We start from the raw sequence: 12,470 nt of genomic DNA, 5'->3' as shown, positions 1-12,470 counted from the left end.
GCTTATTTGTTGGCGTTGAACGCGTTGTAGCTGGTCATCAGGTTGCGGTAGTCGGGGATGTGGTTGGAGCACAGCGCCGCCAGGCCTTCGATGTCGTTGCGCCAGTCGCGGTGCAGCTCGCAGGCTACGCCGAACCAGGTCATCAGCTGCGCACCAGCCTGGCTCATGCGGTCGTGCGCGGCGTCGCGGGTCATGGCGTTGAAGGTGCCGGAAGCGTCGGTCACCACGAACACGTCGAACTCTTCTTCCAGCGCCGCCAGCGCCGGGAAGGCTACACAGACCTCGGTCACCACACCGGCGATGATCAGTTGCTTCTTGCCGGTGGCCTTCACCGCCTTGACGAAGTCTTCGTTGTCCCAGGCGTTGATCTGGCCTGGGCGGGCGATGTACGGGGCATCCGGGAACAGCGCTTTCAGCTCGGGTACCAGCGGGCCGTTGGGGCCTTGCTCGAAGCTGGTGGTGAGGATGGTCGGCAGGTTGAAGAACTTGGCCAGGTCGGCCAGGGCCAGGACATTGTTCTTGAACGCGTCCGGCTCGATGTCGCGCACCAGCGACAGCAGGCCAGCCTGGTGGTCGACCAGCAGGACTGCGGCGTCGTCTTTGTTCAGGCGGTTGTATTTGAAGTTGGTCATGGTCGTAGCTCCGAAGGTGTTGAAGTCAGTAAGTTGGGTGTTTCGCGTTGATGGGATAAGATTAAAACCATCACCTTTGAAGCGGTAGACAGCGTTTTCTGGCTTTAGCGTTCTATTTTATGAACGATCCATTGGCTTTGGATTTGCTGCCCTCTTCGCGGCTAAACCCGCTTCCACACGTACTGCACTGGCTTTGCTATTTGCGCGATCCCTATGCAAGCCAGGTTTGCAGGCGCCCATTGCCTGCAACGACAACCTGCTCTATTACTACCCACAGCCCTCCCCTGACACCCGAGACCTCCATGCTGGCGTTCATCCAGTCATACCCGCTGTTGCTCGGCATCGCCTTGATCCTGCTCGACCTTGTGCTCTGGCAGCTCATTCCCCTCCAGCACCGGGCCTGGCGCATCGGTGCGCGGCTGGTGCTGTTCCTGCTGTTCAGCTCGGTACTGGTGGCCGCCGGCATGAGCCCACTGCAACCGCCCCCCTGGGCCGACGATGTTTCACGCAACCTGTTGGCCACGGTATTGGCCATCGGCTGGTGGCTGTTCGGCGCGCGCACGGTAACGGTGGTGTTCGGCCTGTTGCTGGTGGCCCGTGGCAGCCACGGCGGGCGCTTGCTGCAGGACGTGCTGGGGGCGTTGATCTTCCTGGCCGCCGTGGTCGCCGCGGCAGGTTATGTGCTGCAACTGCCGGTGAAGGGGCTGCTGGCCACCTCCGGGGTGATGGCCATCGTCATCGGCCTGGCACTGCAAAGTACGTTGGCCGACGTCTTCAGTGGCATCATCCTGAACACCACGCGGCCCTACCAGATTGGCGATTCGATCTCGATTGACGGCACTGAAGGCAAGGTGCTGGAAATCGACTGGCGGGCTACCCGCTTGCTCACTGGCAGCGGCAGCCTGGCGGTGATCCCCAACTCGGTGGCAGCCAAGGCGCGGCTGCTCAACCACAGCCGCCCGGCTGACGTACACGGCGTATCGATCAGCGTGGTGGTGCCGGCCAAGGTACGCCCCAAGCGGGTGTTCGATGCACTGGAAAAGGCCTTGCAGGGTGTCAGCGCCATTCTTGCCACGCCAAGGCCGAAGGTCGCGGTGAAGGCGTCGACGCTGGAATCAGTGGAGTACGAGGCCAGCGGCTTCGTAGCCGACGCAGGCGTCAAGGGTGATGCGCGCAACCAGCTGTTCGACCTGGCGCACCGGCACCTGGAGGCCAGCGGGGTGATGTGGAACGTAGACCTGGCCATGCCGCCGCGCAGCCGTCAGCGCGAGGTGCTGGACGAAGTACGAGTGTTCCGCTCGCTGACCGATGAAGAACGCGATGCCCTGAGCCAGCGCATGACAGCGGTGGAATATCTGGCGGACCAGGTCATCCTGGGCGTGGGCGAGCAATCCGAGCACTTGCTGGTGATAGGCAGCGGCGTCGTATCGGCGTCGATCCGCGATGGCGACAGGCTGGTGGAGGCCGGGCGCATGGGGCCCGGTGAGGTGCTGGGGATCGAGGGCATCATCGATGAGGACGACTCGTTTGCCGAGTTCCGTACGTTGACCAGTTGCGTCCTGTATCGCATCGACAAGGAACAGGTAAAAAACTGCCTGGTGCAACGTGGCGAGGTGCAGGCAGCGTTTGGCAAGTTGCAGCGGTTCAGGCGGCAGAGCCGGGAGTCGCTGTTGCTGCAGAAGCCGGCTTCGATCAAGAGAGGCGGCTTCCTGAGCTGGTTGCACAAGTAAGCCTGTGCCGCCGCGCTCCTGCGAACCCGGCGCAGAGCTTACAGCACAACCCTCAGGCATTGCCCCGCGTGGTACAGCGAGAACCCGGACTCGTAGAACGCAGTGCGCAGAGAAGGCGCACTCACACCCTTCATTGGCGAGAACGGAATCGGCAGGCTGCCCACCTCACCCTTCAGCAGGAATTCGGCAAATGCCCGACCGATCACGGTCCCGGTGGTATTGCCGCGCCCGTTGTAACCGGTGACTGCCACCAGCCCCGGTGCCGGCTCGAACAGGCGCATCAGGTGGTCGGGAGTGAAGTCGATGCAGCCGGTCCAGTGCATCTCCCATTCGACCTTGCCCAGTTCGGGGTAGTAGTGGCTCTGGATCCGGTCGGCCCAGCTGCGTACGAACCAGGCCGGCTTGTTGTCGACCCGGCCGAGGCTGCCCAACAGCAGGCGGCCCTCGTCGTCGCGGCGGATGCTGCTGAGCACGGTGCGGGTGTCCCACGAACCCTGCCCATGCGGCAGTACCTTGTCGGCGGCAGCGCCATGCAACGGCTTGGACGCCACCTGGTAGTAGTAACCACGGAAGAACTGCTTCTGCAGGTTGCTCCAGTCGCCTTCGGTATAGGCACCGGTGGAAATCACCACCTTGTCGGCGCGCACCGAGCCACGTGCGGTCTTCACTCGCCAGGCATCGCCATCACGCTCCAGGCCTTCGACCGAGGACTGCTGGAACAGCTTGCCGCCCAGGCGCGCCACCGCAGCGGCCAGGCCCTGGGTGTAGCCCATCGGGTTGATGGTGCCGGCGCGGCGGTCGAGCAGCGCGGCGGAAATCTTGTCGGTGCCGCAGTATTCCTGGCATTGGGCGCCGGTCAGCAGCTCCACATCGGCACCCCGGCGGCGCCATTGCTCGTGGCGAGCTTCAAGGTCGGCGATGCCGGTGGCGTTGTGCGCCATGTGCAAGGTGCCTTTGTGCTGCGCCTGGCAGTCGATGCCAAGGCGCTCGATCATGGCAAACACTTCAGCCGGAGCCTCACCCAGCACCTTGTTCAGGCGGCTGCCCTGCTGCACGCCGAGGGTGGCTTCGACATCGTCAGGGCGAATCCAGGTGCCGGCGTTGACCAGGCCGACGTTACGCCCGGAGCCGCCATGGCCGATCTTCCAGGCCTCCAGCAGGATCACCGACTTGCCCTGCTCGAGCAGGTGGATGGCCGCCGACAGGCCAGTAATGCCACCACCGATCACACAGACATCGGCCTTGTGCTCACCGGCCAGGGCCTGGATGGCGACGCTCGGTTCTGTGATGAATTCCCACAAGCATTGTTGACGCAGTTCGGACATGGCCCGGCTCCAGCAATTTGTTCTTGTTTGGGGCCGCGTTAGGGCCCATTCGCGGGCAAGCCCGCTCCCCCAGGATGTACACAGGTTTCGAAATCTGTGGGGACCTGTGGGAGCGGGCTTGCCCGCGAACCGGGGGCCAAGCCCCCGGCCATGCAGCATCAGCCCATCAGTCGAACACGATACCCTGCGCCAGCGGCAGCTCGCGCGAGTAATTCACGGTGTTGGTCTGGCGACGCATGTAGCCTTTCCAGGCGTCGGAACCGGACTCACGGCCACCGCCGGTTTCCTTCTCGCCACCGAACGCACCACCGATCTCGGCACCGCTGGTGCCGATGTTGACGTTGGCGATACCGCAGTCGCTGCCCGAAGCACTCTGGAAGCGCTCGGCTTCACGGATGTCGGTGGTGAAGATGCACGACGACAGGCCTTGTGGCACTTCGTTGTTCAGGCGCAGGGCCTCTTCGAAATCGTCGTAGGCGAGCACGTACAGGATCGGTGCGAAGGTCTCGTGGCGCACCACGTCGCTCTGCGCCGGCATTTCGGCAATGGCAGGCGATACGTAGTAGGCGTTCGGGTACTGGTCGGCCAGCTGGCGCTCGCCGCCAAACACCTGGCCGCCCTCGTCACGGGCCTTGGCCAGCGCACCTTGCATGGCATCGAACGACTGCTTGTCGATCAGCGGGCCCACCAGGTTGTCCTTGCGTGGGTCGCCGATGCGCACCTTGCCGTAGGCGGCTTTGACGCGGGCAACCACTTCATCCTTGATCGAGCGATGCACGATCAGGCGGCGCAAGGTGGTGCAACGCTGGCCAGCGGTACCGACAGCGGAGAACAGGATGCCGCGCACGGCCAGGTCCAGGTCGGCACTCGGGGCCAGGATCATGGCGTTGTTGCCGCCCAGTTCCAGGATGCTGCGGCCGAAGCGGGCAGCCACGCGCGGGCCTACTTCACGGCCCATGCGGGTGCTGCCAGTGGCGCTGACCAGCGGGACGCGCGCGTCGTCGACCAGGGCTTCGCCAGCTTCACGGCCGCCGATCACCAGCTGCGCCAGCCCGGCCGGGGCATCGCCGAAGGCTTTCAGGGCTTTCTCGAACAGTGCCTGGCAGGCCAGGGCGGTCAGCGGAGTCTTTTCCGACGGTTTCCACACCACAGCGTTACCGGCGACCAGGGCCAGGGCGGCGTTCCAGGCCCAGACTGCAACCGGGAAGTTGAACGCACTGATCACACCGACCACACCCAGCGGGTGCCAGGTTTCACGCATGTGGTGGCCGGGGCGCTCGGAGGCGATGGTCAGGCCGTACAACTGGCGCGACAGGCCAACAGCGAAATCGCAAATGTCGATCATTTCCTGCACTTCGCCCAGGCCTTCCTGGGTGATCTTGCCGGCTTCGATCGATACCAGCTCGCCGAGGTCAGCCTTGTGCTCACGCAGCACTTCGCCGAACAGCCGCACCAGTTCGCCACGGCGCGGGGCCGGTACGCTGCGCCAGGCTTCGAAGGCGCCTTGCGCCTGGTCGATGCAAGCGATGGTCTCGGCCTTGCCGAGCAATTTCACCGAGGCGATCTGGCTGCCGTCGATCGGCGTGTGAACAGGGTAGTCGCCCTGGGTGTAAGCCTCGGCGGCAACGCCAAGGCGCTCGAGCAATCCAGCAACCATTGTGCTTCTCCTACATCGGGTGATGGGGTGGAAAAATGATATGGATCAGTATTAATCCGATCACATAGCTACAACAAACGACCTTTATTCCGCATATCATTCCGTCAGGTAATGATTTGAGCCGCAGAGACCGCTATGTCCAAACGCCTGGTGCCGTCCATGACTGCCCTGCAGTGCTTTGAAGCTGCAGCCCGCCATTTGAGTTTTACCCGTGCCGCCGAAGAACTGCACCTGACCCAGAGCGCGGTCAGCAAGCAGGTGGCGCAGCTGGAAGACATGCTGCGCCACCACCTGTTCCTGCGCATCCGCCGCCGCCTGCAGCTGACACCCGCCGGCAGCCTGTACCTGGCCGAGGTCAACAAGATCCTCACCCAGGTCGACATGTCCAGCCGCTACGTACTCACCTACGGCGAGCAGACCGAGATATTGAAGGTAGCCACCCAGCCGAGTTTCGGCGTGCGCTGGCTGATTCCGCACCTCAAGGGTTTTGGCAAGCGCCACGGCAATATCCACCTCGACATCCGCAACGAGATGGAGCCGTTCGCCTTGCTGCAGGGTTCGGCGGACGTGGTGTTCTTCTATGGCCAGGGCACTTGGCCAGGAGCCACCTGCATGGCGCTGTTCGGTGAAGAGGTGGTACCGGTGTGCGCACCGGAGCTACTGGCTGGCCGCGAACTGGTCGACGCCGGGCAACTGGCCGAACTGGTGTTGCTGCAAAGCACCTCGCGACCAGAGGCGTGGCACGAGTGGTTCCTGGAGCTGGGCCTGGAAAGCGTCAGCGCCTACCATGGTCCGCGCTTCGATACCTTCTATATGGCCTTGAGTGCGGCGCAGTCCGGGTGCGGGGTGGCATTGGTGCCACGCTACCTGGCGGCGAAGGAACTGGCCGAGGGTAGCCTGGTGATGCCGTGGAACCATGCGATGCCCAGTGCAGGGGCGCATTACCTGGCGTATGCCGAGCATGCAGCGGAGGTACCCAAGGTCCGGGCATTGGTGGAGTGGATTCGCGAGCAGCTTGCGGATTGAGACCGCCAGGGGCGCTTGGCGGCCCTTTAGATCGATCAAAAAAGGAATGACACACTCACTTTTTTTCGCTTGTAAGCCAAGTGCATTCCCCGCTTTCATGTAAGCGTCCGAACCCAACCAGGAAGCTAGCGATGCCCGCCCACGATTTCGTCAGCCCCGACAACATCCGCGCGCAGTTCTCCGCCGCCATGTCGCTCATGTACAAACAGGAAGTGCCCCTGTACGGCACGCTGCTGGAGCTGGTGAGCGAAATCAACCAGCAGGTCATGGCCCGGCAACCCGAAGTCGCCGAGGCCCTGCGCTGGACCGGCGAGATCGAACGGCTGGATCAGGAGCGCCACGGGGCCATCCGCGTCGGCACCGCGCAAGAGCTGGCAACCATTGCCCGCTTGTTCGCAGTGATGGGCATGCAGCCGGTTGGCTACTACGACCTCAGCTCCGCCGGGGTGCCGGTTCATTCCACCGCCTTCCGCGCGGTGCACGAACAGTCACTGCACGTCAGCCCGTTCCGCGTATTCACCTCGCTGCTGCGCCTGGAACTGATCGACAACCCGCAACTGCGCGCGCTGGCAGAGAGCATCCTGGCCAAACGCAAGATCTTCACTGACCGCGCCCTTGAACTGATTGCCCAGTGCGAACGTGACGGAGGCCTGAACGCGGCAGATGCCGAGGCATTCGTGCAGGAAGCGCTGCACACCTTCCGTTGGCACCATGACGCCACCGTCACTGCCGAGCAGTACCAGCAGCTGCACGACCAGCATCGCCTGATCGCCGACGTGGTGGCCTTCAAGGGCCCGCACATCAACCACCTGACCCCGCGCACGCTGGACATCGATGCGATCCAGGCCGGCATGCCGGCCAAGGGCATCCCGCCGAAGGCCGTGGTCGAGGGCCCGCCCACCCGCCGCCATCCGATCCTGCTGCGCCAGACCAGCTTCAAGGCCCTGCAGGAAAAGGTCGCCTTCAGCGACCAGCAGGGCAGCGAAGGCAGCCACACCGCGCGCTTCGGCGAAATCGAACAGCGCGGTGCGGCCCTGACGCCGAAAGGCCGCCAGCTGTACGACAAGCTGCTCGATGCCACTCGAGCCGCCCTGGGTGGCGTGCCGGCCGAGGCCAATGCCGAACGCTACATGGCGCTGCTGAAGGAGACCTTCGCCGAATTCCCGGACGACCTGGCACAGATGCGCCAGCAGGGGCTGGCGTACTTCCGTTACTTCGCTACCGAGAAAGGCCTGGCCGCGCGTGACCAGGCTCACCGCCCGAGCACTCTGGAAGGGCTGATCGAAGCCGGTCATGTGCACTACGAAGCGCTGGTTTACGAGGACTTCCTGCCGGTGAGTGCGGCAGGGATCTTCCAGTCCAACCTGGGTGACGATGCGCACGCCGAATACGGTAGCAATGCCAACCGCGCTGCGTTCGAAGCGGCGCTGGGCATGCAGGTGCAGGACGAACTGGCCCTGTATGCGCTGAGCGAGCGACGGTCGCTGCAGGCCTGTGCGCAGGCGTTGAACCTGGGTTCGATGTAAGGTCTCAGATTGTCGGGGCGCTCTGCGCCCCTTGCGGTTTCAGCGGAAGCGGTCCACTTCCTGGCGCAACTGTGCCGCCAACCCTTCCAGTTCACGCGCGGTGAAGGCCAGCTCATTAGCCACTTCGCGTTGCTCGCCGTTGGCCTGGGCAATGCTCTGCAAGTTGCGACTGAGCAACGTCGCGGTGCTGCTCTGCTCCTGGGTCGCCGTGCTGATTACAGCAAACTGCTCACCGGCCGCACGGCTCTGCTCGTCGATACGCGCCAACGCCTGGGCCACCTTGTCGTTGCGTTCCAGGCCTTCCTGCATCAGCTGGTTGCCTTGCTCCAGCGTGGTGATGGCGTGGCCGGTCTGCTGCTGGATGCTGGTGATCATGCTGGAAATCTCGTCCGTGGCCTGACGGGTTCGTGCGGCCAGCCCCCGCACTTCGTCGGCCACCACGGCAAAGCCACGCCCCTGCTCGCCGGCACGGGCCGCCTCGATGGCAGCGTTCAAAGCCAGCAGGTTGGTCTGCTCGGCGATCGCGGTGATCACGCTGATGATGCCGCCAATTTCCTGCGAGCGAGCCCCCAGGCTGTCCATCACCGTGGCGGTACCGCCAAGCGCCTCGGCAATCTGCGTCAGCGAGCGCGACGCCTCGTCCATGGCATTGCGGCCGATGCGGGTCTGCTGGGCGTTGTCACGGGCCATGCGCTCGGTGCCGGCCATGTTGTCGGCGATGTTCATCGAGGTGGCGCTGAACTCTTCCACCGCGCCGGCCATGCTGGTGATTTCGCCGGACTGCTGGTCCATGCCCTCGCACGCGCCGGCCGACAGGCCGGCCAGCGAGCGTGCACGGGTACTGACCTGCTCGGAGGCGCCGCGGATATGCTCGACCATGGTCGCCAATGCTTCGCCCATCTTGTTGAAGCTGCGCGCCAGCTGGCCGATCTCGTCATCGCTGGTCACGCTCAGGCGTGCCCCCAGGTCTCCCGCCCCAAGCGCTTCTGCCTGGCGCACCAAGTCATCCAGCGGGCGCAGCTTGCGGCGCAACAGCCATAGCGTGGCGGCAACAGCCAGCAGCATCGCCAGCAGGCTGCCGACGGCCAGGCGCAGGCCAACGCTCCAGGTCACCTGGCGAATCTCTGCCATCGGCATGCTGGCGACCACGGTCCAGGGGCCTTCGGCGAAGGGGGCGGTGGCGCTGTACAACTGCTGGTCGGCATTGGCCGGTGGCACCAGCCAGGCGCCCTTCTCGTCGCGCAAGGCCAACGAGCCGGTCTGGCCAATGCGGAAACGCGCCAAGTTGGCGAACTGGGCATTCTGCGCGTCGGTGTAGTCGAAGCCGACGAACAGCACGGCGATCACCCGGCCGCTGGCATCGGTCACCGGCACATAGCGGGTCATGTAGTTGCGCTCGAACAGCACGGCGCGGCCCACATACATCTGCCCGGCCAGCAGTCGCGCATAGGCCGGGTGCTGGCGATCGAGCAGGGTACCGATGGCACGGCTGCCGTCCTGCTTCTTCAGGTTGGTGCTGATGCGCACGAAATCGTCACCGTTGCGCACGAACAGCGTGGCGATGCCGGCGGTCATCTGCTGGAAATCATCGACCACCTGGAAGTCGTTGTTCAGCAGCTGGTTACCCAGGTACAGGGCAGGCGTGGCCTGGCCGGCGACCTGCACGGTCTCGCCTGCATGCAGCGACAGGCCCGAGGCGAAGCGCCGCTCGAACAGCCCGCTGAGGCGCTGGGTGTTGTCCTTGAGCGAGCCGTGGAAGGTGTCAAGCTGGTCGGCCAGCAAACGCGCCTCGCTGGCCAGGTGGGCCTGGCGGGTGGCGAGGTTGGCATCGTCCAGCGAGCGCAAGGCGAACAGGGTACTGCCGGAAATCACCAGCGCCAGCACGATGGCGAGGGCAACCCCCAGTTGCGAGGCGATTCGGGCACGCGGTTGAGACATGGTCAAGCTCCTGGCAAGAGGCCGGGATCGTCCTGATCACGTGGGCCACCCGCTTGTTGTCGTCGGGAAGCGCGCCCTCTTCCGGGACGCTGGTGCCACTTGATCGGCGTCGCCGGGGAATACTTGAGTGTCGGACCGGGATATTCGCAAACCTTTGCGCCTGGCATTCAAAGCGACGGCAGGATTCGCACATCGGGCAGATCCACCGCCGCCGCTTCGTCCTGCAGGAACCGGCTCAGGCGCCGCAAGCGCTCCCCACCCGGGCGGGTGCGCGGCCACACCATGTAATAGTCCATGCCGCTGGGAACGGCGGTCGGCCACGGCAGGCTCAGGCGCCCCTGCGCCACGTCCTCGGCGACCATCAGCAGGTCTCCCATGGAGATGCCGTAGCCACGCGCGGCCGCGATCATGCCGAGTTCCAGGGTATCGAATACCTGCCCGCCCTTGAGCGAAACCTGGTTAGCGAGCCCCATGCGCTCGAGCCAGGCACGCCAGTCGCGCTTGTCCGGCGTCGGGTGCAGCAGCTCGATGCCGGCCAGCCGGCGTTCGTCCCATGGGCCATCTGCGAGCAGGTCCGGCGCCCCTACCGGGATCAGCAGTTCGGCGAACAACCGGCGCACCTCCCAGTCCGGCGGGAACACACCGTCACTGAGCAGCACCGCACAGTCGAACGGTTCGTTGCTGAAGTCCACATGGTCAACGTCCATCCAGGCACTGGTCAGCTGAACTTCGTTGCCGGGTTGCAGGTGCCGGAAGCGGCTCAGCCGCGCCAGCAGCCAGCGCATGGTCAGGGTCGAAGGCGCCTTCATGCGCAGGATTCCGTCTTCGCCACGCAAGCTATCGCAGGCCCGCTCCAGTGCGGCGAAGCCTTCCCGCACGCCTGGCAGCAGCACCCGCGCTGCTTCAGTCAGTTGCAGGCTGCGGCCGTTGCGCATGAACAGGCGACAGGCGAAATGGTCTTCCAGTGTACGGATATGCCGGCTGACCGCACTCTGGGTGATCGACAACTCCTCACCGGCACGGGTGAACGAACTCAGCCGGGCGGCGGCTTCGAATGCGCGCAAGGCATACAACGGAGGGAGCTGACGTGACATGAGGCGCCTGCCATGCGGGGAAACGGATCACCGGCAAGCATATATGCATGAGTCATACTCATGCCAACGATCGCTTTTATCCTTTTGTGCAAAGTTGACCAAAGCCCCAGAATCGCCCTTCGTTGATCGCCCCGAAAAAAGGATCGTCCCATGCATGTCGCGCCCACTACAGAACTGAAGGCTTTGTTGCGCCTGGCCGGGCCGCTGATCGCCTCGCAACTGGCGCACATGCTGATGGTGCTCACCGACACTCTGATGATGGCGCGCATCAGCCCGCAGGCTTTGGCCGGCGGCGGCCTGGGTGCGGCGAGCTATTCGTTCGTGTCGATCTTCTGCCTGGGCGTGATCGCTGCAGTCGGCACGCTGGTGGCGATCCGCAAGGGTGCCAACGACATCGACGGCGCCACGCGCCTGGCGCAGAACGGCCTGTGGCTGGCCTGGGGCCTGGCGCTGTGCGCCGGTCTGGTGCTGTGGAACCTAGAGCCGGTGCTGTTGCTGTTCGGGCAAAAACCCGAAAACGTCGCTTCGGCCGCCGAATTCCTCACCCTGCTGCCGCTGGCCCTGCCCGGCTACCTGACCTTCATGGCCTTGCGCGGCTTCACCAGCGCCCTGGGCCGCTCGACCCCGGTGATGGTCATCAGCCTGGTGGGCACGGTGCTCAACTACCTGCTCAACGTGGCGCTGATCGAAGGCATGTTCGGCCTGCCCAAGCTGGGCCTGATGGGCATCGGCCTGGTCACCGCAGTAGTATCTATGGGCATGGCCATCGCCCTGGCGCTGTACATCCGCTGGCACCCGGCCTATGCCGCCTACCCGCTGCGCAAGGGCCTGTCGCGCCCGTCGCTGCCGGCCTTGCGCGAACTGTGGCGGCTGGGCTTGCCGATTGGTGGTACTTACACGGTGGAAGTCGGCCTGTTCGCCTTCGCCGCGCTGTGCATGGGAGTGCTGGGCAGTACCGAGCTGGCGGCGCACCAGATCGCCCTGCAGATCGTTTCCACGGCGTTCATGGTGCCGACCGGCTTGTCGTACGCGGTGACCATGCGGGTGGGGCTGTACTTCGGCGCCGGCAACCTGTTGGCGGCGCGCAGCGCCGGGCGGGTGGGCATCGGCTTCGGGGCGATGATCATGTTCGCCTTCGCCGCGTTGTTCTGGCTGCTGCCCGATGCGCTGGTGGGGCTGTTCATCGACCGCAACGACCCGGCTTTCGCCGCGATCTTCCAGCTGGCGGTGCAGCTGCTGGCGGTGGCGGCATGGTTCGAGCTGTTCGACGGCATGCAGACCATCGCCATGGGTTCGATCCGCGGGCTGAAGGACGCCAAGACCACCTTCCTGATCGGGCTGGTGTGCTATTGGCTGGTGGGGGCACCGAGCGCCTGGCTGTTCACCTTTACCCTGGGCGGTGGCGCGGTCGGGGTGTGGTGGGGGCTGGCGCTGGGGCTGGCGTGTGCGGCGGTGGCCCTGACCTTTGGCTTTGAGTGGCGGATGAAGCGGTTGCTGGGAAAGGCCGGGCTGGCTGACAGGTCTGCAGTGTCTATATGACCG

Annotated in this window: 9 protein-coding genes and 1 pseudogene; 4 read left to right on the top strand and 6 right to left on the bottom strand. The window is 64.6% G+C overall.

The features are described 5' to 3' along the window. Positions 1 to 2: 2 nt before the first annotated feature. Positions 3 to 632: an isochorismate family cysteine hydrolase YcaC gene (ycaC, locus tag ACVWZT_RS09430; RefSeq protein ID WP_110639869.1), complete on the bottom strand. Its 630-nt coding sequence runs from the start codon at positions 630 to 632 to the stop codon at positions 3 to 5. 302 nt (positions 633 to 934) lie between these two features. Here ycaC and ACVWZT_RS09425 point away from each other — a divergent pair, with 302 nt between their 5' ends. Beyond that, positions 935 to 2,362 (top strand): mechanosensitive ion channel domain-containing protein, encoded by a 1,428-nt coding sequence (locus tag ACVWZT_RS09425; protein WP_457469058.1) that lies wholly within the window; start codon positions 935 to 937, stop codon positions 2,360 to 2,362. 38 nt (positions 2,363 to 2,400) lie between these two features. Here ACVWZT_RS09425 and amaA read toward each other — a convergent pair whose 3' ends face one another. Both amaA and amaB read right to left on the bottom strand, forming a co-directional pair. Then, positions 2,401 to 3,687, bottom strand: a complete 1,287-nt coding sequence (gene amaA / locus ACVWZT_RS09420) for an L-pipecolate oxidase (protein WP_457469057.1) — start codon at positions 3,685 to 3,687, stop codon at positions 2,401 to 2,403. A 166-nt stretch (positions 3,688 to 3,853) separates the two neighbouring features. Beyond that, positions 3,854 to 5,344, bottom strand: coding sequence for an L-piperidine-6-carboxylate dehydrogenase (gene amaB / locus ACVWZT_RS09415; protein WP_296235029.1), 1,491 nt, complete (start codon positions 5,342 to 5,344; stop codon positions 3,854 to 3,856). 135 nt (positions 5,345 to 5,479) lie between these two features. Here amaB and ACVWZT_RS09410 point away from each other — a divergent pair, with 135 nt between their 5' ends. Beyond that, on the top strand, positions 5,480 to 6,370 hold the full coding sequence (locus ACVWZT_RS09410; RefSeq protein WP_296235028.1) for a LysR family transcriptional regulator: 891 nt from the start codon (positions 5,480 to 5,482) through the stop codon (positions 6,368 to 6,370). A gap of 131 nt (positions 6,371 to 6,501) precedes the next feature. Further along, positions 6,502 to 7,896: a 2-oxoadipate dioxygenase/decarboxylase HglS gene (gene hglS / locus ACVWZT_RS09405; RefSeq protein WP_457469056.1), complete on the top strand. Its 1,395-nt coding sequence runs from the start codon at positions 6,502 to 6,504 to the stop codon at positions 7,894 to 7,896. 39 nt (positions 7,897 to 7,935) lie between these two features. Here hglS and ACVWZT_RS09400 read toward each other — a convergent pair whose 3' ends face one another. The 3 genes and pseudogenes from ACVWZT_RS09400 to ACVWZT_RS09390 all read right to left on the bottom strand — a co-directional run bounded on the left by ACVWZT_RS09400 (position 7,936) and on the right by ACVWZT_RS09390 (position 10,928). Next, complete coding sequence (locus tag ACVWZT_RS09400; RefSeq protein WP_414707249.1) at positions 7,936 to 8,658, bottom strand: methyl-accepting chemotaxis protein; 723 nt, start codon at positions 8,656 to 8,658, stop codon at positions 7,936 to 7,938. A 135-nt stretch (positions 8,659 to 8,793) separates the two neighbouring features. Next, a pseudogene (locus ACVWZT_RS09395) lies at positions 8,794 to 9,834 on the bottom strand (Cache 3/Cache 2 fusion domain-containing protein); the annotation flags it as partial. Between the two features lie 167 nt (positions 9,835 to 10,001). Next, positions 10,002 to 10,928, bottom strand: a complete 927-nt coding sequence (locus tag ACVWZT_RS09390) for a LysR substrate-binding domain-containing protein (RefSeq protein ID WP_457469055.1) — start codon at positions 10,926 to 10,928, stop codon at positions 10,002 to 10,004. A 150-nt stretch (positions 10,929 to 11,078) separates the two neighbouring features. On the opposite strand from ACVWZT_RS09390, the gene ACVWZT_RS09385 reads away from it, so the two are divergent. Then, positions 11,079 to 12,467: a NorM family multidrug efflux MATE transporter gene (locus tag ACVWZT_RS09385; RefSeq protein ID WP_457469054.1), complete on the top strand. Its 1,389-nt coding sequence runs from the start codon at positions 11,079 to 11,081 to the stop codon at positions 12,465 to 12,467. Positions 12,468 to 12,470 lie beyond the last annotated feature (3 nt).

The sequence above is a fragment of the Pseudomonas sp. TE21394 genome (assembly GCF_054057835.1).
The sequence above is the reverse complement of the archived record's forward strand: the minus strand, read 5'-3'. Positions and strand labels throughout refer to the sequence as shown.